21 protein-coding genes are annotated in these 22,247 nt (G+C 59.0%); 14 read left to right on the top strand and 7 right to left on the bottom strand.

The features are described from left to right. Nucleotides 1-169: 169 nt before the first annotated feature. Nucleotides 170-1,054, bottom strand: a complete 885-nt coding sequence (locus tag PMI32_RS04705; RefSeq protein WP_032829098.1) for a LysR substrate-binding domain-containing protein — start codon at nucleotides 1,052-1,054, stop codon at nucleotides 170-172. A gap of 156 nt (nucleotides 1,055-1,210) precedes the next feature. Between PMI32_RS04705 and ydiJ the strand changes: the two genes are divergently transcribed. After that, a complete protein-coding gene (gene ydiJ / locus PMI32_RS04710) occupies nucleotides 1,211-4,234 on the top strand; it encodes a D-2-hydroxyglutarate dehydrogenase YdiJ (RefSeq protein WP_008033488.1) in 3,024 nt (1,007 codons plus the stop codon). A gap of 32 nt (nucleotides 4,235-4,266) precedes the next feature. On the opposite strand, the gene PMI32_RS04715 is transcribed toward ydiJ, so the two are convergent. Beyond that, on the bottom strand, nucleotides 4,267-5,160 hold the full coding sequence (locus tag PMI32_RS04715; protein WP_008033486.1) for an AraC family transcriptional regulator: 894 nt from the start codon (nucleotides 5,158-5,160) through the stop codon (nucleotides 4,267-4,269). 136 nt (nucleotides 5,161-5,296) lie between these two features. On the opposite strand from PMI32_RS04715, the gene PMI32_RS04720 reads away from it, so the two are divergent. The 3 genes from PMI32_RS04720 to PMI32_RS04730 are packed head-to-tail and all read left to right on the top strand — an operon-like array spanning nucleotide 5,297 to nucleotide 7,432. Continuing rightward, nucleotides 5,297-6,040 carry an SDR family NAD(P)-dependent oxidoreductase gene (locus PMI32_RS04720; RefSeq protein ID WP_008033484.1) on the top strand — a complete coding sequence of 248 codons (744 nt, stop codon included), beginning with the start codon at nucleotides 5,297-5,299 and terminating at the stop codon, nucleotides 6,038-6,040. Between the two features lie 16 nt (nucleotides 6,041-6,056). Beyond that, entirely contained in the window at nucleotides 6,057-6,458 is a 402-nt protein-coding gene (locus PMI32_RS04725) for a VOC family protein (protein ID WP_008033483.1), read from the top strand. Beyond that, nucleotides 6,455-7,432 carry a saccharopine dehydrogenase family protein gene (locus PMI32_RS04730; protein WP_008033480.1) on the top strand — a complete coding sequence of 326 codons (978 nt, stop codon included), beginning with the start codon at nucleotides 6,455-6,457 and terminating at the stop codon, nucleotides 7,430-7,432. Before PMI32_RS04725 ends, PMI32_RS04730 begins: the two co-directional genes overlap by 4 nt. Nucleotides 7,433-7,441: 9 nt before the next feature. On the opposite strand, the gene PMI32_RS04735 is transcribed toward PMI32_RS04730, so the two are convergent. Further along, nucleotides 7,442-7,849, bottom strand: a complete 408-nt coding sequence (locus tag PMI32_RS04735) for a winged helix-turn-helix transcriptional regulator (RefSeq protein ID WP_008033478.1) — start codon at nucleotides 7,847-7,849, stop codon at nucleotides 7,442-7,444. A 94-nt stretch (nucleotides 7,850-7,943) separates the two neighbouring features. On the opposite strand from PMI32_RS04735, the gene PMI32_RS04740 reads away from it, so the two are divergent. The 3 genes from PMI32_RS04740 to PMI32_RS04750 all read left to right on the top strand — a co-directional run bounded on the left by PMI32_RS04740 (nucleotide 7,944) and on the right by PMI32_RS04750 (nucleotide 9,182). After that, nucleotides 7,944-8,408 (top strand): nuclear transport factor 2 family protein, encoded by a 465-nt coding sequence (locus tag PMI32_RS04740; protein ID WP_008033476.1) that lies wholly within the window; start codon nucleotides 7,944-7,946, stop codon nucleotides 8,406-8,408. Between the two features lie 291 nt (nucleotides 8,409-8,699). Continuing rightward, nucleotides 8,700-8,894 (top strand): hypothetical protein, encoded by a 195-nt coding sequence (locus PMI32_RS04745; protein ID WP_008033474.1) that lies wholly within the window; start codon nucleotides 8,700-8,702, stop codon nucleotides 8,892-8,894. 102 nt (nucleotides 8,895-8,996) lie between these two features. Then, on the top strand, nucleotides 8,997-9,182 hold the full coding sequence (locus PMI32_RS04750; RefSeq protein WP_008033472.1) for a hypothetical protein: 186 nt from the start codon (nucleotides 8,997-8,999) through the stop codon (nucleotides 9,180-9,182). Nucleotides 9,183-9,210: 28 nt separating this feature from the next. On the opposite strand, the gene PMI32_RS04755 is transcribed toward PMI32_RS04750, so the two are convergent. Next, complete coding sequence (locus PMI32_RS04755) at nucleotides 9,211-9,777, bottom strand: TetR/AcrR family transcriptional regulator (protein ID WP_008033470.1); 567 nt, start codon at nucleotides 9,775-9,777, stop codon at nucleotides 9,211-9,213. Between the two features lie 172 nt (nucleotides 9,778-9,949). Here PMI32_RS04755 and PMI32_RS04760 point away from each other — a divergent pair, with 172 nt between their 5' ends. The 5 genes from PMI32_RS04760 to PMI32_RS04780 all read left to right on the top strand — a co-directional run bounded on the left by PMI32_RS04760 (nucleotide 9,950) and on the right by PMI32_RS04780 (nucleotide 17,907). Then, nucleotides 9,950-10,228: a LysR family transcriptional regulator gene (locus PMI32_RS04760; protein WP_008033468.1), complete on the top strand. Its 279-nt coding sequence runs from the start codon at nucleotides 9,950-9,952 to the stop codon at nucleotides 10,226-10,228. 140 nt (nucleotides 10,229-10,368) lie between these two features. Further along, nucleotides 10,369-11,613, top strand: coding sequence for a multidrug efflux RND transporter periplasmic adaptor subunit MexE (gene mexE / locus PMI32_RS04765; protein ID WP_008033466.1), 1,245 nt, complete (start codon nucleotides 10,369-10,371; stop codon nucleotides 11,611-11,613). 11 nt (nucleotides 11,614-11,624) lie between these two features. After that, the gene (locus PMI32_RS04770) at nucleotides 11,625-14,819 is read left to right on the top strand and encodes an efflux RND transporter permease subunit (protein WP_008033464.1); all 3,195 of its coding nucleotides are present in this window, start codon (nucleotides 11,625-11,627) and stop codon (nucleotides 14,817-14,819) included. Then, nucleotides 14,816-16,234: an efflux transporter outer membrane subunit gene (locus PMI32_RS04775; RefSeq protein WP_008033462.1), complete on the top strand. Its 1,419-nt coding sequence runs from the start codon at nucleotides 14,816-14,818 to the stop codon at nucleotides 16,232-16,234. The genes PMI32_RS04770 and PMI32_RS04775 overlap by 4 nt, the downstream gene beginning before the upstream one ends. Before the next feature lie 803 nt (nucleotides 16,235-17,037). Further along, nucleotides 17,038-17,907, top strand: coding sequence for an SGNH/GDSL hydrolase family protein (locus PMI32_RS04780; protein ID WP_008033460.1), 870 nt, complete (start codon nucleotides 17,038-17,040; stop codon nucleotides 17,905-17,907). Nucleotides 17,908-18,452: 545 nt separating this feature from the next. On the opposite strand, the gene PMI32_RS04785 is transcribed toward PMI32_RS04780, so the two are convergent. Then, the gene (locus PMI32_RS04785) at nucleotides 18,453-19,193 is read right to left on the bottom strand and encodes a Mut7-C RNAse domain-containing protein (protein WP_008033458.1); all 741 of its coding nucleotides are present in this window, start codon (nucleotides 19,191-19,193) and stop codon (nucleotides 18,453-18,455) included. A gap of 358 nt (nucleotides 19,194-19,551) precedes the next feature. On the opposite strand from PMI32_RS04785, the gene PMI32_RS04790 reads away from it, so the two are divergent. Together PMI32_RS04790 and PMI32_RS04795 are read left to right on the top strand one after the other, a co-directional pair. Further along, the gene (locus tag PMI32_RS04790) at nucleotides 19,552-20,013 is read left to right on the top strand and encodes an HvfA family oxazolone/thioamide-modified RiPP metallophore (protein WP_008033453.1); all 462 of its coding nucleotides are present in this window, start codon (nucleotides 19,552-19,554) and stop codon (nucleotides 20,011-20,013) included. A gap of 369 nt (nucleotides 20,014-20,382) precedes the next feature. Then, nucleotides 20,383-20,811, top strand: coding sequence for an arsenate reductase ArsC (locus tag PMI32_RS04795; RefSeq protein WP_008033452.1), 429 nt, complete (start codon nucleotides 20,383-20,385; stop codon nucleotides 20,809-20,811). Between the two features lie 3 nt (nucleotides 20,812-20,814). Here PMI32_RS04795 and arsH read toward each other — a convergent pair whose 3' ends face one another. Both arsH and PMI32_RS04805 read right to left on the bottom strand, forming a co-directional pair. Then, the gene (arsH, locus tag PMI32_RS04800; RefSeq protein ID WP_008033450.1) at nucleotides 20,815-21,507 is read right to left on the bottom strand and encodes an arsenical resistance protein ArsH; all 693 of its coding nucleotides are present in this window, start codon (nucleotides 21,505-21,507) and stop codon (nucleotides 20,815-20,817) included. Between the two features lie 11 nt (nucleotides 21,508-21,518). Then, entirely contained in the window at nucleotides 21,519-21,989 is a 471-nt protein-coding gene (locus PMI32_RS04805; protein ID WP_008033448.1) for an arsenate reductase ArsC, read from the bottom strand. Between the last annotated feature and the right edge of the window lie 258 nt (nucleotides 21,990-22,247).

Genomic DNA, 22,247 nt, shown 5'->3' with positions numbered 1-22,247 from the left:
GGACTCACAGGCGCCGCGTTTACCCTGTAGAAACGCTTAATCGTTAACGACCATCGCCAGCAAGCCGGCTCCTACAGGGTTTGGGTGGGGCTGGTTCTTGTGTGCGCCACTGCACTGTAGGAGCCGGCTTGCTGGCGATCCAGGCAACCCGGTGCATCGACGGACGCCGTCATATCTGCGCCAGCAACCAGGTACGGAACGCGATCAGCGACGGCAGCCTTTCGTTGCGCGGTGGATAGGTCAGGTAGTAACTGCGCTGGCTGGCGAAGGGGTGGTCCAGGCTGATCAACTCGGCGTTGGCCAGTTCGTCGGTCACCAGGATGCGCGGCACCAGACCGATACCGATGCCCGCTCTCACGGCCTGGATCAAGTGTGAAGTGAGTTCGAAACTTGGCCCCAGCCGCATCATTCGATGGGGCAGGCCGTGGTGGCTGAACCACTCGCCCCAGACGTTGGCGTTGTTCGCGACGTTGAGCAGCGTCTGCCCGCCAATGCGTTCCGGGGTCCAGGCGTCATGGGCCTCGGCCGCTTCTGGAGAAATGATCACCATCAACTCTTCCGTGTGCAGGCGATGGCTGATCAGGCCTGGCGAGTCGGCCGTGCCGACGACGATCGCGGCATCGATGCCACTGGTTTCGAAGTCGATGGCTTCGATCCGGGAGTTGATGTGCACCAGCATGCCGGGATGGGTTTTGTAGAAATCATGAAGACGCGGCAACAACCACTTCGAACCGAACGTGGGCAATGTGGCCAGGCGCAAGGTGCCGCTGCCTGACTGATAAGCCAGCGCCTGCAATGTGGCGCTGCGGATGCGCCCGAGCGCGTCGCTCATTTCCCGCTGGTAAAGCCGACCGACGTCGGTCAATTGCACCTGCCGACCTTCGCGACGAAACAGCGTCAGGCCCAGTTGCTGCTCCAGCGCCTGGACTTGCCGGCTGACGGCGCTCTGGGTCAGTGACAGCTCCAGCGCGGCGCGGGTATAGCTTTCATGCCGGGCGGCGGCTTCAAAAGCCAGCAGCAAGGACATGGATGGGGTGAGATGGCGGTAATTCATTCGTAAAAGTCATCGATAGCGGCAGGATTATCCGTTTGTTCGGCGTCGGAACCTGCAGGATCATTGGCTCGGCCGACGACCTGAGGCTGACCTATTAATGCTCAGGCGACAAGTATTTTGATTTCCGTGATTAGACCTACAAGAGATTTTCCAGCGATGATCGCCCAGTTGCCTACCGCTGCACCCGCCGCACAGTACCCGGAATTCCTCCAGGCCTTGCGTGCCGCCGGTTTCCGCGGTCAGCTCAGTGCCGACTACGCCACCCGCACCGTGCTGGCGACCGACAACTCGATTTACCAGCGTCTCCCGCAAGCGGCGGTGTTCCCACTGGATGCAGACGACATCGTGCGCATCGCAACGTTGATGGCCGAACCGCGCTTTCGCCAGATCAAGCTGACCCCGCGTGGCGGCGGCACCGGCACCAACGGCCAGTCGTTGACCGACGGCATCGTGGTTGACCTGTCGCGACACATGAACACCATCCTCGAAATCAACGTCGCCGAACGTTGGGTGCGGGTGCAGGCCGGCGTGGTCAAAGACCAGCTCAATGCCGCGCTCAAACCTCATGGATTGTTTTTCGCCCCGGAGCTGTCGACGTCCAACCGGGCCACCGTTGGCGGCATGATCAACACGGACGCCAGCGGCCAGGGCAGTTGCACCTACGGCAAGACCCGCGATCATGTGCTGGAACTGGACAGCGTACTGCTCGGCGGTGAGCGCCTGCACAGCCAGCCGCTGTCCGACACACAGCTGGAAGCTGCATGTGCGCAACCCGGCCGTATCGGCGAGGTGTACCGCACCGCGCGGCAGATCCAGGAAACCCAGGCCGAGCTGATCGAGGCGGTGTTCCCCAAACTCAATCGCTGCCTGACCGGTTACGACCTGGCGCACCTGCGCGACGAGCAAGGGCGTTTCAACCTTAATAGCGTGCTGTGCGGTGCGGAAGGTTCGTTGAGTTACCTCGTCGAAGCCAAGCTCAACGTGCTGCCGATTCCCAAGTATTCGGTGCTGCTGAACGTGCGCTACAGCAGCTTCATGGATGCGCTGCGCGATGCCAATGCGTTGCTGGCGCACAAGCCGCTTTCCATCGAAACCGTGGACTCCAAAGTGTTGCTGCTGGCGATGAAAGACATCGTCTGGCACAGCGTCGCCGAGTATTTTCCGACGGATGCCGAGCGCCCGACGCTGGGTATCAACCTGGTTGAATTCAGCGGCGAAGACCTGTCGGAGGTGAACGCTCGCGTGGCGTCGTTCGTGACGCATTTGCAGGCCGATACGACGATCGAACGGCTGGGCCACACGCTGGCCGAAGGTGCTGAAGCGGTGACCCGTGTCTACACCATGCGTAAGCGCTCCGTCGGGTTATTGGGCAACGTCGAAGGCGAGGTCCGCCCACAGCCGTTTGTTGAAGACACCGCCGTCCCGCCTGAGAAATTGGCCGACTACATCACCGAGTTCCGCGCATTGCTCGACAGCCATGGCCTGGCCTACGGCATGTTCGGTCACGTCGATGCCGGCGTGTTGCATGTGCGTCCAGCGCTGGACATGAAAGACCCAAAGCAGGCCGCGCTGGTCAAGCCGATTTCTGATGCCGTGGCCGAGCTGACCCGGCGTTATGGGGGGCTGTTGTGGGGCGAGCATGGCAAGGGTTTGCGCTCGGAATATGTCCCCGATTTTTTTGGCGAACTGTACCCGGCGCTGCAATCGCTCAAGGGCGCGTTTGACCCGCACAATCAGCTCAATCCCGGCAAGATCTGCACCCCGCCGGATGCGGCCCAAGGCTTGCTCAAGGTTAACGAGGTGACACTGCGCGGTGATCTGGATCGGCAAATCGACGAGCGTGTGTGGCAAAGCTTCGGCAGCGCCGTGCACTGCAACGGCAACGGCGCTTGCTACAACTATGACCCCAACGATGCGATGTGCCCCTCGTGGAAAGCCACCCGGGAGCGCCAGCATTCGCCGAAGGGCAGGGCGTCTTTGATTCGCGAGTGGTTGCGCCTGCAAGGGGCGGCCAATATTGATGTGTTGCAAGCGGCCCGGGGCAAGTTGACGTGGTTGAGCGGGTTGCCTGCGCGGCTGCGCAACAACCTGGCGCGCTCGCGCGGCGAGGCGGATTTCTCCCATGAGGTGTACGACGCCATGGCCGGCTGCCTGGCCTGTAAATCCTGCGCGGGACAATGCCCGGTCAAGGTCAATGTCCCGGAATTCCGCTCACGTTTTCTCGAGCTGTATCACGGTCGCTATCAACGCCCGATGCGCGATTATCTGATCGGTTCGCTGGAGTTCACCATTCCCTACATGGCGTACGCGCCGGGCCTGTACAACGCGGTGATGGGGTCGAAATGGGTGAGTCGTTTGCTGGAGCGACACGTCGGCATGCTCGACAGTCCGCTGATCCACCGCTTCGACCTGCAGAACACGTTGACCCGCTGCAAAGTCGCTGTCGCCAGCGTGCCCGCCCTGCGCGAACTGACTGCCGCACAACGTGAGCGAAGCGTGGTGTTGGTGCAGGACGCCTTCACCCGCTACTTTGAAACACCGCTGCTGGCGAGCTATATCCAGTTGGCGCATCAGTTGGGCTACCGCGTGTTTCTGGCGCCCTACAGTGCCAACGGCAAGCCTTTGCACGTGCAGGGTTTCCTCGGTGCATTCGCCAAAGCGGCGATCCGCAACGCCAATCAGCTCAAGGCCCTGGCCGACTGTGGCGTGCCGTTGGTTGGCCTCGACCCGGCGATGACGCTGGTTTATCGCCAGGAATATCAAAAAGTGCCGGGCCTCGACGGCTGCCCGAAAGTCTTGCTGCCCCAGGAATGGCTGGTTGATGTGTTGCCTGAAAGGTCCCGTCACGCTGATAAGACGTTCCGTTTGATGGCGCACTGCACCGAGAAGACCAACGTCCCGGCCAGCACCTCGCAATGGGAAACCGTGTTTGCCAGGCTTGGGCTGAAGCTGGTGACCGAGGCAACCGGCTGTTGCGGCATGTCGGGCACCTACGGCCATGAAGCGCGTAACCAGGAGACCTCGCGGACTATCTTCGAGCAGTCATGGGCGGGCAAGCTGGACAAGGCGGGTGAAGCGCTGGCGACGGGGTATTCGTGCCGCAGCCAGGTCAAGCGCCTGGCCAGCAAGCAACTGCGTCACCCGCTGGAGGTGGTGTTGGAGCATGTGTGCGTTGAGTGAAGGGGGATTGCTTCGTCCGTTGGATGGCCGGGTTACCGCTCACGTCCTCGAGTCTCGGCCAGAATGCGAGCAGCATCCCGCGCCGGCGGCAATCCGAATACGCGGGCGTAATCACGGCTGAATTGAGTGGCGCTTTCGTAGCCGACATCGAATGCCGCACTCGTGACGCTCTTCGCACTGGACACCAGCAGCGTGCGTGCCTGAAGCAATCGCACTCGCTTTTGGTACTGCAAGGGGCTCAGCGTCGTCACCGCCTTGAAGTGACGGTGAAAGGCAGACACGCTCATCGCCGCCTTCTGCGCCAGCGCCTCCACTCGAATGGGTTCGGCGAAGTACTGCCGAATCCACTGGATGGCCAGGCTGACCCGTGCCATGGCGGTATCCGGTGCCGCAATTTCACGCAGCATCCAGCCATGAGGACCTTGCAGCACGCGGTACAGGATCTCCCGTTCGTAAACGGGAGCGAGCGCTGCAATCTCCTCGGGGCTTTCCATCAGTCGCAGCATGCGAACCCATGCATCCATCAGTTGCGGAGTGACGGCGGCCACTGAAAATCCCGGGTCGTTCTCGTAACGTCCAACGGGTTTTGGCAGGTCGGCCAGCAGCGTCGAGAGCACCATCGGGTCAAGTGTCAGGCTGACCGCAAGATAGGGCTCACCCGAGACCGCCGGGTGCACGCTTCCCACCGCAGGCAATTCGATGGACATCACAAAATACGTCGCCGGGTCGTAGTGCAGCGTGTGATCGCCGACGGTCATCGATTTGCTGCCCTGGAGGATCAGGTTGATCATCGGATCGTAGACGGCAGCGAGCATGTGTTCGGGAATTTCGCCCTGGACCATGGCCACGCGCGGGATACCCGTTTCAGTGCGACGGTTCTCGGCCTTTGACGCCAACGCCCGAAGTTCGATCAGTTGTGTGTTCATGGGCGCATGCTGATCTGTGGGGCACACGGGCGCAAGTAAAAAGCAGAAACAGGCAGGAATCGGGCAGGAACGGCTGCGTGCTCGACGTGGGCCATGGTTACTGTGGTCGCTCATCTCATCGACAGCGGAGCATCACATGGGCGTTATCGTCATCACCGGAGGCAGCCGTGGCATCGGCGCCAGTACCGCCGAACAGTGTGCGCGGCAGGGTATGGGCGTCATCCTCACCTATAAGACTAATGGGCAGGCCGCACAGTCTGTTGCAAGTCGCATCGAACTGGCGGGTGGCAAGGCGGTGGCGCTGGAACTGGATGTCGCCGATGTCAGTAGCTTTGGGATATTTCGTACGGCTGTCGTGCAGGCATTGCAGGCGACCTGGGGCGTGAGCACCCTGAGTGGTCTGGTCAACAACGCGGGCCACGGCTTGTTCAATCCGCTTGAGTCGGTCACTGAATCACAGTTCGACAGTTTGCTGAACGTCCACCTCAAGGGCCCGTTCTTCCTCACCCAAGCCTTGCTTTCATTGATGGAGGAGGGCGCCGGCATCGTCAATCTGACCAGTGCGACCACCCGCGTGGCGACGGCGGGCGTTGCACCTTACGCCGCCTTCAAGGGAGGGCTGGACGTGCTCACCCGGTACATGGCCAAGGAATTTGGCGCCCGCCGCATTCGGGCCAATGCCGTCTCGCCCGGTGCGATCCGAACCGAGTTGGGTGGCGGCTTGAATGACGAGTTCGAGGCGTTGCTGGCCTCGCAAACGGCGCTTGGCCGGGTGGGCGAACCGCAAGACGTGGCGCGGGTGATCGCCATGCTCCTGTCGGAGGAAGGGCGCTGGATCAATGCCCAGACTATCGAAGTCGCCGGCGGTTACATCATCTGAACAGGGGGACTGATACATGCTTGATCACATCTTCATTTCCGTCACTGATATCGAGCGCTCGATCCGGTTCTACGACGCCGCACTCACGCCGCTTGGTATTACTGCGCGGCTCGATTTCGACGGCAAGGACGGTCCGCCAGGCCATCCGGACCTCAAGGGTTTCGGCGCCAACGGACGGATGTTTTTCTGGTTGCGCGAGGGTGTTGTCGAAGGGCGGGCGGTGCACGTGGGGTTCGTGGCGAGCAGCAAAGCCGAGGTCGACGCAGCTTACGCCGCCGCCATGAAGCATGGCGCAATCGACAATGGCGCACCCGGCGCACGCCTGCATTACGACCCGAACTATTACGCGGCCAACGTCCTTGATCCGGACGGTTACAGCCTCGAATTTGTCTACAAGAACTGGCAGCACACTCAATGAAAAAATTAATGATCTACGGCGCGACCGGTTATACCGGACGCATGGCTGCCGAGCATGCCAAGGCGCTGGGGCTGGACGTTGTGATCGCTGGGCGAAATGCCGACAGGTTGATGCCGCTCGCTGCGCAACTGGACGTTACTTACCGGGTCTTTGCGCCCGACATGCTGACAGTGCAATCCCTGGAAGGTATTGGCGTGCTGCTGAATTTCGCCGGGCCTTTTGCACAGACAGCGGGGCCATTGATGCTGGCCTGTATCGAGGCAGGGGTCGACTATCTGGATATCACGGCCGAGATCAATGTCTATCGGCTGGCGGAACGGCTTGGCGCGCAAGCTGCCGAGGCGGACGTGATGCTGTTGCCCGGAGTGGGTTGGGACGTGGTGCCGACAGACTGCCTGGCGATGCATGTCGCTCGCCGTGTGCAGGGTCCGCAGTCACTGCGGGTGGCGCTTCAGGTCGCAGGCTCCATGTCACGCGGATCAGCCTTGAGTGTCAGCGAGATCATGGGCGCGGGCCTTTTGGCGCGTGTCGGCGGTGAACTGGTTTCGACCCCCGATGCACAACCGGAACACTTCGACTTCGGCGATGGCCCGGTGCTGTGTGCGCCGCTGTCGTTCGGCGATCTGGTTACCGGGTGGCACTCCACCGGCATCCCCGATATCGCCATGTTCGTGCACATCACGGGTGATGCTTTCCCCGAAGGCGATCTGTCTCAACTTCCCGACGGCCCGAGTGCACAGCAGCGTGAAGCTCATCGAGCCCGGGCAGTCGCCGAAGTCACCGGTGCGGATGGCAGCGTTGCACGTTCGGTCATAGAGACCGTCAACGGATACACCTACACGCCGTTGGCGGCGGTGGAGGCTGCGCGTCGGGTATTGAATAACGAACGGCGACCGGGCTTCGAAACGCCGGCACGACTGCTCGGGATGGGCTTCGCACAGACGATCGCCGGGACGACGATCAGTGATTGTTAGAATCGCGGTTCATTGCAACTCGATCTCACGTTCATCGAACGCTGTCTGCGCCTGCATGACCGCGTCCAGGTGATTGAACGTCCAGAGATACAACGCGCGGAACGGTTCTTCCAGCGTGCGCCCCAATGGCGTGATGCTGTATTCCACCGCGATCTGCGAGGACGGGATCACCCGCCGGGCAAGGATGCCGTTGCGCTCCAGGCGACGCAGGGTCTGGGTCAGCGCCTTTTGGGTAATGCCGTCCAGGCAGCGCTTGAGTTCATTGAAGCGCAGCGGCTTCTCGCACAGCGCGGCGAGTATCAGTACCGACCATTTATCAGCGATCTGATCCAGCAGGAATCGGCTGGAACAATCGACGCCGTTATTTCCGGAGTCGGGCTCGTCTTGAGCCCCCGTCCGATCGCCATTTTCGAGCATGGGGTTTCCTCCGATATACCTGATGACTTCAAAGTGCGTAATTGATATCTGGTATACGAAAGATACCATGCGAGCTCATTTCGAGGAGTCACCCATGTCATTCACAAACCCGACGGAAACCGCAGACAAACTGGCTGTGGTCGAGACCCTTTACCGATTCGCCGCGGGCATCGACCTGCGTGACAGAGATTTGCTGGCGTCAGCTTTCGTCGAAGACGCGGTCTCCGACTTCCGGCCTGCCGCGGCAAAAGCCGGTTTCGATTATCCGGTGCTGGAAGGCCGGGAGTTGATCGTCGCAGCGCTGTCCGATTCGCTCGCCCAGATCGACACGACGCATTCGGTGAGCAATCCCCGGGTCAGTGTTGAAGGTGACAAGGCGCATCTGGAAGCGATCGTTGAAGCACAACACCTGCCTCAAAACGATCATTCGCGCCATTACCTGATGAAAAACCGCTACGACGCCGAACTGGTGCGGCGGGGTGCGGTTTGGCTTATTGAGCGTGTTACGGTCGACAATGTCTGGCGCACGGGTGATCCGGGTGTTCTCTCGGGCGTTTAGCATCGAAAGCGTTCCAAGCAGAGTCTTCATGACACATGTTTACCGGCGAAAAAAGCAATTGTGACGCGCTGTAGGTCAAATTAGAGGTGCCCAGACTTTCGCACGCGACTCTTGGCGTTTGCCTACAAACGTTCAGGAGTTACCTGCTATCCGGATCTTGATGGGCAGTGAATAGTAAGAGGACAGAGCGGGAGAATTGAGCGGTTGCAGGCGATGGATATTCACCCACGTTCAGCGGCTATCCGGATAGCTGCTCATAGGCTGCTCGCTAAAAAGTGAAAGGATGGATTCATGCTCCAAAACGACCGCGACAATCTGGAGCTCGATAAAATACAAGTCGAAATTCGAAAACTCCTGGTTGAGTCTCGTAAACTCAAGGCGGAAGAAACCAAGCTGAAGCAGGATGCCTTCTGGTACCCGTTTGCAGTGGGGGCAGGTATGGTGACCGCCATCGTAGCCGCTGCGGGCTTTTGGTTTAAGTTATAGGCGCCATACATCGCAAGCGCTTGAGCTTTGCGGTTGCGCAGTCCACATTGCTAACAAAGGTTTATGTTCAGATTTGATTTGTGCCGTCAAAGGAAATGCAGCATGCCAATACAACGTAGTAATCAAGACAGCATTGAGCAATTGCACCGTGAAGTAGCTGCTCTGGCTGAAGAAATGCGCAGCCCCACCCCGACCGCACTCCGTACTACGGTAGTCCCGTTTAGCATCGGCGCTGCGTTAGCTTTGACCACGTTTATCGCCGTCGCCCTGGTGGCGAAGCTGATCTGATCTGCCATCGCCCCTCTCTTTATTGCCCTCATTCGTCCTTCTGAGCAGCAGGCCAGGCACTGATCACCGATTGCAGAAACTGCCCGGACAACTCAGGGTTGTCCAGCGCCCTGGCAATCAGCATCGCCCCCGCAATCGATGACAGGATGCGCAGCGATTCCTGGTATTTCTCCTCGTGACTTTCCCCCTCGACCAGCGCCATCAGCGTGTCGATCAAACGCTCGACGCCTTTGGTGAAGGAGTTGCTGACGGTCCCGCCGGCGCGGGCAACGTCAGCGCCCAATGCCGGGATGGGGCAGCCCTCGGTCCAGTTATCCAGGTGCCCTTGCGTCAGGTAACCCTTGATGAGCTCGGGAATGGATTTGGCGTCCCGCCAGTCCTGGATATTGGACTCGAACGTGCGGGTGACGGCTTCTGAAGCCAACTGCTCCTTGCCGCCCGGAAACTGCCCGTAAAAGCCGCCATGGGTCAGGCCCACGGAACGGGACAGTTCACCAATGCCGATGCCGTCGATTCCCTTTTCCCGATACAGCCGGGACGCGGCCGTGAGGATCGCCTCTTTGTTCGCGGCGGCCTGGTCTTTCGTGACTTTCATGAGACTGCTCCTGTCGCCAGGTCGGCATCGCTTGGGAAAAGCTGTGCTGAGAGGCTGGTATTGATGATGCGCGTCATATAAAGTCGCTGCAATGGCTTTTCCGGTATCGACTCAAGTCTGGCGGATTCCCCGCCTGTGGCTCAAGTCAAAAATCTCTACGTGGACCTGCCCCATGAAACGTAATGATCTGCACAGTATCGATCTGAATCTGCTGGTGGTATTCGACACGCTGATTCAGGAACGAAACCTCACCCGCACCGCTGAGAAACTGTCGCTGGGCCAGCCCGCCATCAGCGCGGCGCTGGTGCGTTTGCGCAAGTTGTTCAACGACCCATTGTTTGAGCGCATCGGTCGCAGGATGGTGCCCACCCCACGGGCATTGAGTGCGGCGCAGACGCTGGGGCCAGCGCTGGATTGCGTGTGTTCGGCAATCGCTCACACGAGGGGTTAACCGGGTCGACCCCTTTTTTTGCTCTTAAACATGACGGCTATAATTAATGATGATAGCCAACTTCACTCCGTTCGATTCGTCGTGACCTCGCGCGAGGCCGAGAATCCGCAAAATCCCAAACCGTCTGGCGGACACAACCCATGGAACAGTCACTCAAACCTTTGCGTTATCCCCTGGCTGCGTTGGCGCTGCTGATGCTTACCGCGTGTGAACGCACACCCAGCGCCGCACAGGCTCCGGGGGCGCCGCACGTCACCGTCGCCAAAGTACTCGAACAGCCCATTACCGAGTGGGATGAAGTCACCGCTCGCCTGGAAGCACCGGAAACCGTAGAGGTTCGTCCACGGGTGTCGGGCCAGATCGAACGCGTGGCCTTTACCGATGGCGCGCTGGTGAAGAAGGGCGACTTGCTGTTCCAGATTGACCCACGGCCGTTCGAACATGAGGTGCATCGCATCGAGGCGCAGCTGCAACAGGCACGCGCCACCCTGGTCCGCACCGTCAACGAAGCGCAGCGCGGCCAGCGTCTATTGAGCAGCAACGCGATCTCCGCAGAGCTCGCCGACACCCGCACGACCACTGCGCAAGAAGCCAGGGCTGGTGTGGATGCCATTCAGGCGCAGCTGGATCTGGCGCGTTTGAACCTCAGCTTCACCCGCGTTACCGCGCCGATCACCGGCCGCGTCAGCCGTGCGGAAATCACCGCCGGTAACATCGTGACCGCCGACACAACAGCGCTGACCAGCGTGGTTTCCACGGACAAGGTCTACGCCTATTTCGATGCGGACGAGCGCATGTTCCTCAAGTACAGCCTGCTTTCCCGTCAGGGGCAGCGCGGTCAAGCCACGCCGGTGTACATGGGCCTGTCGAACGAGGAGGGCAACAGCCACCTTGGGCAGATGAACTTCGTCGACAACCAGGTCAATCCGAAAACCGGCACCATCCGTGGTCGTGCGGTGTTCGACAACGCAGACGGTCAGTACACCCCCGGCCTGTATGCCCGGTTGAAACTGGTGGGCAGTGCCGCCTATCCCGGCCTGTTGATCAAGGACGAAGCGGTGGGCACCGACCTCGGCAAAAAATTCGTGCTGGTGGTCGATCAGGACAACAAAGCCGTGTATCGCAGCGTCGATCTGGGGCCGAAACTGGAAGGCTTGCGCATCGTGCGCAGCGGCTTGCAGAAAGACGATCGCATCGTCATCAACGGCTTGCAGCGCGTGCGGCCCGGCGCCGTGATCGACCCGCAGGATGCGCCGATGGCCAGCCCGGAAACCGTCGCCACACTGGCTCGCCAACGTCAGGCCATCGAAGCCTCCAATCAGCCGGCGGCCGCTAAATCACCTGCCCTGGTGAAAGCGGATTCTGCCGCTGCACCTCGCGGATAAGGAGCACCGACATGAAGTTCTCCCAGTTCTTTATCACGCGGCCGATCTTCGCGGCGGTGCTGTCGCTGCTGATCCTGATCGCTGGCGCGATCTCGCTGTTCCAGTTGCCGATCAGTGAATATCCGGAAGTGGTTCCACCGACTGTCGTCGTTCACGCCAACTACCCGGGCGCCAACCCGAAAGTCATCGGCGAAACCGTGGCAGCCCCTTTGGAGCAAGCCATCACCGGCGTCGAGAACATGCTGTACATGTCCTCGCAATCCACGGCTGACGGCCGGCTCACCCTGACCGTGACCTTCGCGTTGGGCACCGACCTGGACAACGCCCAGGTCCAGGTCCAGAACCGCGTGACCCGTACCGAGCCCAAGCTGCCCGAGGAAGTGACGCGTATCGGTATCACCGTCGACAAGGCGTCCCCCGAGCTGACGTTGCTGGTGCACTTGGTGTCGCCGGACAAACGCTACGACATGCTTTACCTGTCCAACTACGCGATCCTCAACGTCAAGGACGAGCTGTCGCGCCTGGAGGGGATCGGCGATGTGAAGATGTTCGGCATCGGCGATTACTCGCTGCGTATCTGGCTCGATCCGGACAAAACCGCCTCGCGCAATCTGACTGCCACTGATGTGGTCACTGCGGTGCGTGAACAGAACCGTCAAGTCGCCGCCGGCCAACTGGGTTCGCCGCCTGCGCCGAATGCCACCAGCTTTCAGATGTCGATCAACTCCCAGGGGCGGTTGGTCAGCGAAGAAGAGTTTGAAAACGTGATCGTGCGCAGTGGCCCGAACGGCGAAATCACGCGCCTGAAGGACATTGCCCGGATCGAACTGGGTTCCAACCAGTACGCCTTGCGCGCCTTGCTCAACAACCAGGAAGCGGTGGCGATGCCGATCTTCCAGCGGCCAGGTTCCAACGCCATCGACGTCTCCGACCAGGTGCGGGCGAAGATGGCCGAACTGAAGAAAAATTTCCCGGAAGGCATGGATTACGAGATCGTCTACGACCCGACGATTTTCGTCCGCAGCTCGATTGAGGCGGTGGTACACACGCTGTTCGAAGCACTGATTCTCGTGGTGCTGGTCGTTATCCTGTTCCTGCAAACCTGGCGCGCTTCGATCATTCCTTTGGTGGCCGTGCCCGTGTCGCTGATCGGTACGTTTGCCGTGATGCATCTGCTCGGTTTTTCGCTCAACGCGCTGTCTCTGTTCGGCCTGGTACTCGCCATCGGGATCGTGGTCGACGATGCCATTGTTGTGGTGGAGAACGTCGAGCGAAACATTGAATCCGGACTGGAGCCGGTCGAGGCGACCAAGAAAGCCATGGGCGAAGTGACCGGGCCGATCATCGCCACGGCGCTGGTGCTGTGCGCGGTGTTCGTGCCAGCCGCGTTCATCTCCGGGCTGACAGGGCAGTTCTATAAGCAGTTCGCGTTGACCATCGCGATTTCCACGGTGATCTCGGCGTTCAACTCCCTGACCTTGTCACCGGCGTTGGCAGCGGTGTTGCTCAAGGCCCATGGCGCACCGAAAGACCGGTTCTCCAGAGTGCTGGATCGTTTGCTCGGTGGCTGGCTGTTCAAACCGTTCAACCGTTTCTTCGAAAAGGCCAGTCACGGCTATATGGTTGCCGTGGCCAAAGTCATTCGTGGCAGCAGCGTGGCGTTGTTGGTGTACGCCGGTCTGATCGCCATGACCTGGATGGGTTTCAGCACCACGCCGACCGGCTTCGTGCCGACCCAGGACAAAAAGTACCTAGTGACCTTCGCGCAACTGCCGGACGCCGCGAGTCTCGACCGCACCGAATCGGTGATCCGTCGCATGAGCACCATCGCCATGAACGAGCCGGGTTTCGACAGTGCCGTGGCATTCCCGGGTCTTTCAATCAACGGTTTCACCAACAGCCCGAACGCCGGTATTGCGTTCATCGGCTTGAGTTCGTTCGAAGAGCGTAAAGACCCGAGCCTGTCTGCCAAGGCGATTTCTGCCTCGCTCAACGGCAAGTTCGGCGGCATTCAGGACGCCTACATCGCCGTGTTCCCGCCACCTCCGGTACAAGGCCTGGGCACGATTGGCGGCTTCCGTCTGCAGATCGAAGACCGTGGCAACCTGGGCTACGACGAGCTGTACAAAGAGACGATGAACATCATCGCCAAGAGCCGTAGCACGCCGGAGCTGGCCAACCTGTTCACCAGCTACACCGTCAACGTGCCGCAGGTCGAAGCCGCCATTGACCGGGAAAAAGCCAAGACTCACGGGGTGAAGATCAACGATATTTTCGACACCTTGCAGGTCTACCTGGGCTCGCTGTACGCCAACGACTTCAACCGTTTTGGCCGGACCTATCAGGTCAACGTGCAGGCCGAGCAGCAGTTCCGCCAGGAGCCTGAACAGATCGGTCAGTTGAAGGTGCGCAATGATCGCGGCGAGATGATCCCGCTGGCCACGTTCGTCAAGGTCAGCCCGACGTCAGGCCCTGACCGGGTCTCGCACTACAACGGTTTCCTCACCGCCGAAATCAACGGCAGTGCAGCACCCGGCTACAGCTCCGGACAGGCGCAAGCCGCGATTGAAAAGTTGCTCAAGGAAGAATTGCCCAACGGCATGACGTACGAGTGGACCGACCTGACCTACCAACAAATCCTGTCGGGCAACACGGCGCTTCTGGTGTTCCCGCTCTGCGTGCTGTTGGCGTTCCTGGTGCTGGCGGCGCTGTATGAAAGCTGGAGCCTGCCATTGGCGGTGATTCTGATTGTGCCGATGACCCTGCTGTCGGCGATTGCCGGGGTGATCATTTCCAAGGGCGACAACAACATCTTCACCCAGATCGGCCTGATCGTACTGGTTGGCCTGGCCTGCAAAAACGCGATCCTGATCGTCGAGTTCGCCAAGGACAAACAGGACCAGGGCATGTCGCCGCTGGATGCAGTGCTGGACGCTTGCCGCATGCGTCTGCGGCCGATTCTGATGACGTCCTTCGCGTTCATCATGGGGGTGATTCCGCTGGTGACGTCCACGGGTGCCGGCTCGGAAATGCGTCGTGCGATGGGCGTCGCGGTGTTCTCCGGAATGCTCGGCGTGACCTTCTTCGGGTTGCTGCTGACGCCGGTGTTCTTCGTGCTGATTCGTCGCTACATCGAGCGCAAGAACGCGCGCAAGGTCACCAAGGTTCATCAGGCAAACGCACTCAATCAGGAGGCACACTCATGAACACCTTGAAGCTTTTTTTACCCAGCCTTCTGGTCGTCGCGCTCGGCGCCTGTACGGTAGACCCCGACTACAAAACGCCAGACACCGCGCCTGCCAACGTCGTGTCTGCCCAAGGCAGTGCCTACGATCAATCGCGTTTTGAAACGGTGTGGTGGCAACAGTTTGATGACCCCACGCTCAATCAGTTGGTGAGCAAATCCCTGGAGGGCAACCGCGACTTGCGCGTCGCGTTTGCCCGCTGGAAAGCGGCCCGGGCGATTCGTGATGATGTCAGCAATGACAATTTGCCGGTCGTCACCAGTCGTGTCAGCAGCCAGCAGGGCAAGTCGCAAGTGCCTGGCCTGACCGAAAGCCGCGTCAATATCGAGCGCTACGACCTGGGCCTCGACATGGCTTGGGAAGTCGATCTGTTCGGCCGGATCCAGCGTCAACTGGAATCCAGCAGCGCCCAGGAAGACGCTGCTGCCGCAGACTTGTACCAGCTTCGCGTGACAATGATCGCCGAGCTGGTGGATGCCTACGGCCAATTGCGCGGCGCGCAGTTGCGGGAAAAAATTGCCCTGGCCAACCTGAAGAATCAGCAGGATTCGCGCAGCGTGACGGTCAGCCTGCGCGATGCCGGCGTGGGCAATGAGCTCGACGTGGTGCGTGCCGACGCACGTTTGGCGGCTGTTGAGGCGACTGTTCCGCAACTGCAAGCGGAACAGGTGCGGCAGAAAAACCGCATCGCCACGCTGTTGGGGGAACGCCCGGATACGTTGAGCGTGTCGTTGAGCCCTGCGCAGTTGCCCGCCATCGCCAAAGCGTTGCCGATCGGTGATCCCGCCGAGCTGCTGCGCCGGCGTCCCGATGTGCTCGCCGCCGAGCGCAGGCTGGCGTCCTCCACGGCGGAAATCGGCGTGGCCACCGCCGACCTGTTCCCGAGAGTGAGCTTGAGCGGCTTCCTCGGTTTCACCGCTGGCCGTGGATCGCAGATTGGTTCCAGTGCCGCCAGAGCCTGGGGATTGGGACCGAGCATTACCTGGGCAGCTTTTGACCTGGGCAGTGTGCGAGCGCGCATCCGGGGCGCCGACGCGAATGCCGAAGGCGCCTTGGCCACCTACGAACAGCAAGTGCTGCTGGCGCTGGAAGAGTCGGAAAACGCCTTCAGCGACTACGGCAAACGCCAGCAGCGGCTGCTGTCGTTGATCCGGCAAAGCGAATCCAGCCGAGCTGCGGCAGACCTGGCGGCGATCCAGTACAAGGAAGGCACCGTGGATTATTTGGTGTTGCTGGATGCGCAGCGTGAACGCCTGAACGCCGAGGATGCGCAGGCGTTGGGTGAGATTGATCAGTACCGGGGCATCGTCGCGATCTACAAGGCGTTGGGAGGAGGGTGGGACAGTGGCGGCAAAAAAGTGGTAGCCACGAACTGATGCTGGCGTGAGATCTGTCGCCCTACGCTGACGGTGTGGGGCGGCCGGTCGGATATTTCGGATGTTTGGCTTGGGTCGAAAGCAGCTTCAATGAGCGACGGCTTTTGGGCGCGCCGCGAATCTCATTCCGTAATTTGCATTCCTCGACTGCATGGAAAATAGAAGTAGGGACAAGTCTGAACCATTTTCAGAGAAGCCTAAGCTAAAAATGTGCGGAGAGGATTTGCTGGCAGGGTGGAAGAATTTATATTTTTTTATTTTAATAGCTATCGCGTTTAGCTGTTTAACCTGAGGCTGTCTGCTCTAAGGCAGCCGATTTCCGGAGGACCCAGTCCGGGATCTTTACCATGATTCAGTAACCATTGGATTGTCCGTGGAAGTGAGTGAGTATGCTCCTTCAAGGAGGGTTCGATGCTGATTTTTTGAATTACAGTTTGCAATATATAACCCCTGCGCTACGCTTCAGGTGACTTATTAAAGTGATGGTTTTTTAACTAAGAAAGTTGGAAATTATTTATTAAGGTTTTTGGTGCAAAGTATTCTGGTAAGTAGATGAATGGCCTGCTGAGCGTCCATTGGTATTGGCTGGTAAGGGATTTATGAAGTTGTCGATGCCTATTAAGGTTGTTGCGCCGCCATTAGTATGTCTGTTTAAACGTGCGCGCCTGTACTAAAGGTATGACGAATAATTCCTTCTATAGTCAGCAGGTCATCGCAATATCCGTTCCAGGAAATACGACGGACCGTTTCCCGACAGTCTTCTACTGGAATTCGATACTTGACCAAGACACAAGGAGGGACACATGAGTACGCCAGACAAAGATGCTATCGAAATTGGGTCGCGGCAGGCGGAAGAAGCCTACGAGTACCGCAGTCAGCAGATTCATCCAATGGGACTAGCCCCTCCTGAAGCAGGGACTCTCCTGGCTGAGGGCGACTCTTGGTTTGATTATCCGTGGCACGATGTCCTATCGGAGCTCGAAGACCATCACGGCTTCGATGTCGATTCTGTCAGCCATCGAGGCGACCGGATTGAGGATATGGCCTACAACACGGGGCAGCTCGTTCCGTTAGTGCGCAAGTTGGAGAAAATGATTCGGTCCAACAAGACGCCGAAAGCCATCCTGATTTCGGGAGGCGGAAATGATGTGGCGGGGGAGTCTTTTGCAGCACTTTTGAATCATGCCAAAAGCGGGACTCCGGGTCTTAACCAACAGGTAGTGAGCGGTTTTTTGGATGTGCGAATTCGCTCAGCCTACATAACTATCCTCTCGGCTGTGACGGAAATAACCAAACGGCAGTTGGGATATCCCGTACCCATTCTTTTACATGGCTACGATTATGCCGTCGCAGACGGCAGGGGCTACTTAGGCGGTTGGGGACCGTTACCGGGACCATGGCTGGAACCTGGATTTCGGGAAAAAGGCTATGAGGATCCGTATCAGCGCCAGCAGATTGTGACTCAACTGATTGATCGGTTGAACGAAATGCTGGCGTCACTAGGTAATGTCAACGGGCTAGGGCATGTGCGCCATTTAGACTTGCGCGGCACACTGAAAAACGACAACACATACACAGATTGGTGGGATAACGAACTGCATCCCACGAAGCGTGGGTACCGAGCTATAGCTGCAAAATATGCAGAAGCACTAAGTTCGTTGCCGCAGATCTGAAATCAGCCCAGTAGAGCCACAGCGTGACTTGTTTTCCTGGCCCTCACAGAGGTCGCCATTCGCCTTGGCGATAGGCGACTTAAACCCGAGCAGGGCTGGTGAACATGCCGAGGGACGCTGCCAAGGTTGAGGCAAACGCAGCCAGAGAGGATGTGGCGGACGCCCCGGATATCGATGTGGTTGAGGTGCAAAACTAGGCCTGCACGTTCCGCAATGAACACGGCAGGCATACCCGTAGCAAACGTTCGAGAGTTTGAAGGACGTATCGGCAATTAGTTGCAAGCCCTGAAGCGTCGCGGGGGTTGCGACTTCTTTTGGGAATCAGTCACACGCTCCGAAACACTGATGAGGATGGCGGCAGTGGTGATGGAACTGGACGGCTAGGCAAGCCATGAAGTTTGCCGATGCCTATCCGCTGCTGAGGAAATGCGAACAGCTCAACCCCGGAGGGGCCCGACCTCCTTGTGCGATGTGCGTAGTGCATACGGTGACCGGAATTCCCGAGTAGACGGTCCTCGCAATCCCTTTTCGACCGATACGTTCGGCTATCGGTCCAGCAGAGGTGCCAGCAGTGCACACATGCTGCGCCAGTGCGAACCCTCCCAATAAACCCGTTGGCAGGCGTCGCAGCGCAGGAAGTGCGAATAGAGGGTGGCAACGCGTGGCGGCACCTGCGGCCGGGCCAGTTCCGGGCTGATCTCGTGCAGCGGCAGATTGCAATGCAGGCACAGGCTGAATGGCCGTGCGCTACGCGCCAGGTCGAGGCGCTCGTACAATTCGCGCAGCTGCAGCGACGGTTTCAGGGCATGCACGTAACAGCCATGGCTGATGATCCGCCGCTTGAGCAATTCGCGGTCACGGGTTAGCACAATACGTCCTTGCTGTGCGGCGATCTCAGCGATCTCGCCATCCTCGAAGCCATTGTTGTAGAGGGTGTCAAAGCCGCTCATGCGCAGCAGGTTGGCCAGCCCGCCCAGGTGCGCATCCGCGACGAAGCGCAGCACCCGTAAAGGTTGAGCCCGAACCTTTAACAGCGGGCTGATGTCCAGCGTTTCGAACTTGGGATATACCGCCAACCGGTCACCATCGAAGATCACCCGCTCGAAACCCACCGACTCGCCGTTGAGCAATACCAGCTCGACCTCCGTGTGCGGTATCCCGAGCGCCTCGATCATGTGCTTGACCGTCGCCCCTCGCGCGCACTCGCAGGTGAATGACTGCCGCCGCCGTTCGGCCGGCAGGAAATCGTTGAGCTCCTCGTAGAAGCGGAAGGTTGCACTGGCCATGATGAACAGTATGGCAGGGCTGCAGGATGAGCGAGTCTGGCCCGGACATCTTCTCCGACGGGGCCCCGACTACGATCGTATTGGAATTGCTCAGGGATAGGTTTGATGCCGATTTGTTCAGGGCCTTCCAGGCCACCAGGATAAAAAACAGTGGGCCAAATGTATCGCTGTGTATCCAGACCTGCTGTAAAGATGCTGGCGTACAAATGCCCCTCGATCCGGATACATCCGGGATACACGGTTGCAGTCAAATAGGCTGGCCTTAGCGAGAAAGCAAACGCACCTCGCACCACGGCTTATCGCCCTGGTGGCATGACCCTGAGCGGCCATACCGCACACAGTATCCGGAGAAATAACCATGTCCTGTCTTTCGAACAAATCCCGTATTGGCCTGATCGCTGTTTCACTGGTCGGCTGCATGAACCTCGCTTCGTCCGCCTTCGCCGCTGACGCACTGCCTCAAGGCTACCAACTCGCCGCGGCGGAAAAGACCAGTGAAGGCAAGTGTGGCGAAGGCAAGTGCGGCGCCAGCGAAACCGGCGCCAAAGTCACCAAGGCCGGTGAAGGCAAGTGCGGTGAAGGCAAATGCGGCGACGCTTCCTTCGCCCGTACCGACACTGACCACGACGGCCGCGTTTCCCTGAAAGAATTGCTGACCGTGGCCCCAAAAGGTGCTGAAGAGTTCAAGGCGATGGACACCAACAACGACGGTTTCCTTTCCGAAGGCGAGGTCTACAAATTCCGCACCAACCAGTTCACCTCCAACGGCAAGAAAGTGCCAACCGAGCTGTTCACCAAAATGAGCAAAGCGCAGGGTTGATAGTGGGGGCTGCCGACTACGACAACATCGGTGTGGCGAGATAGGGTTTTCTCTATCTCGCCACATCGGTGTTTATTTGTTGCGATCTATAAAGCGCTGGGGGGGAGGCAGGGTCGCGGGGATTAATTGACGTTCGAGGCGGCAAAAGCGGCAGGCAAAAAAAAGCTGCCAAAATGGCAGCCATTGAAAGAGCCCGCAACGGGTTGAAGTCAGTATTACTAAAGATAAATGACAGCCTCGTGACGGTTCCTCAATCCGCACTTTATTTCACGTGCTTCCCATCGGTCAGGACTTCCCTTCGGCGCAATCACTGCTCTAATAACAGCAACCGATGTTCCGTTCACTGTCTTTAAAGAGGGGGCGTTGCTCATGAGCGAAAAATTCCGGGTGCTGTTCGTCTGCGCTAAAAATGACATTCGTTCATTGATGGCGGAGTCTCTCCTGAAACATACCGACTCCGAACACTTTGAAGCCTTCAGCGCGGGGCTGGAAGCCAGTGAAGTCGATCCGCGAACGCTTGAGTCGCTGGAACATATCGGCGTCGACGCAACCGGCTTGCGCAGCAAATCAATCAGCGAGTTTGAAGGCCAGCAGTTCGACTATGTCATCACGCTGTGTGACAAATCATCGGAAGAGGCGGGCAAGATGCCGATCTCTGACGAAGTGATGACGTGGAATTTTGAGGATCCGGCGAGCAGTGAACGGCATGAACCTTTTCGACATGCTCTCCAGGAAATTCACGACCGCGTCAAAATGTTCGTCACTGTCAAAATGAGGCATTCAAGCGCTCATGCTTGATGTTCAAATCGACCGCTGATTCACCCGCCGGGTCAGTTCCTCTGCCGACTCCTTGCGTTCCGAGTAACGGTCAACCAGGTCCGGGCGCTCCCGCAGCAACAGGGTGAACTTCACCAGCTCCTCCATGACGTCCACCACCCGGTCATAAAGCGCGGACGGTTTCATGCGGTTGTCTTCGTCGAATTCCAGATAAGCCTTCGGCACGGAAGACTGGTTGGGGATGGTGAACATCCGCATCCAGCGTCCCAGCACGCGCAGTTGATTCACCACGTTAAACGACTGAGAGCCACCACTGACTTGCATGACCGCGAGGGTTTTGCCCTGGGTCGGGCGAATGGCGCCTAGCGCGAGCGGCACCCAGTCAATCTGCGCCTTGAACACGGCCGACATCGAGCCGTGACGCTCGGGTGAACACCAGACCTGTCCTTCGGACCATTGCATCAGTTCGAGCAGTTCCTGGACTTTCGGGTGATCGGTCGGTGCATCGTCCGGCAGAGGAAGGCCGGATGGATTGAAGATCCGTGTTTCAGCGCCGAAATGTTCGAGCAATCGGGCGGCTTCCTCGATCAGCAGACGACTGAATGAACGCGGTCGGGTCGATCCGTACAACAGCAGGATTCGCGGCTTGTGCGGGGTGTCGCCACCAGCAATGGATTGAATCAGGGAGGCGTCGAGATTGGGCAGTTCGTGGGACATGAGGGCTCCGGTTACAGGGTGCTGATGCGATCGAGTTCGCGCTTCAAGGCATCCCGATCAAGTTCGCCGAAGGGCAGGGCGAGGAAGGCCCGGCAGCGTGTTTCGATGCGGGCCAGGGTCGAGTGGAAGGCTGCGGTCACGACTGCTTCGTCGCCCTTCACCTCGGATGGATCTTCCAAACCCCAATGGGCTTTCAGCGCCGGCCCGAAGTAAACCGGGCATGCCTCGCCGGCAGCCTTGTCGCAGACGGTGATGACAATGTCCGGCGGGTTGGCTTCGAAGGCGTCGTTGCCTTTACTGCTCAACCCGTCAATCGCGATGCCGGCCTCTTGCAGCGTCACAAGACTGCGCGGCAGAACCTGGCCCTTGGGGAAGCTGCCGGCACTGACTGCCTGAAAACCTTGCGGCGCGAGATGATTGAACATCGCTTCGGAGAGGATGCTGCGGCAGCTATTGGCGGTGCACATGAACAAAACGCGCATGGTGACTTCTCTTGGTACATATGGTTAATCGAATATACGTTTTTCCATATGGAGTGGTCAAACGCTGCCTGATTGGCAATTCAGTCCCTGTCAGGGTCATTGCAGAAATGCGGTCTCTGAGAAAGAGACCGCTGCACAGCCCGCAGGGCTGATTCATTCCTTTCTGGCGTAACCGTTGGCAACGGCGCAAGGTCTTGTAGCTTTCAGGAAGTCAGCATGAGGGCGCTTAAACACGCGCCTTCCGCAGATGCTTAATTT

The sequence above is a fragment of the Pseudomonas sp. GM60 genome (genome assembly GCF_000282415.1).
GTDB classification, from domain to species: domain Bacteria; phylum Pseudomonadota; class Gammaproteobacteria; order Pseudomonadales; family Pseudomonadaceae; genus Aquipseudomonas; species Aquipseudomonas migulae.
Note: the sequence above shows the minus strand (reverse complement) of the source record. Positions and strands in the feature narration are given on the sequence as shown.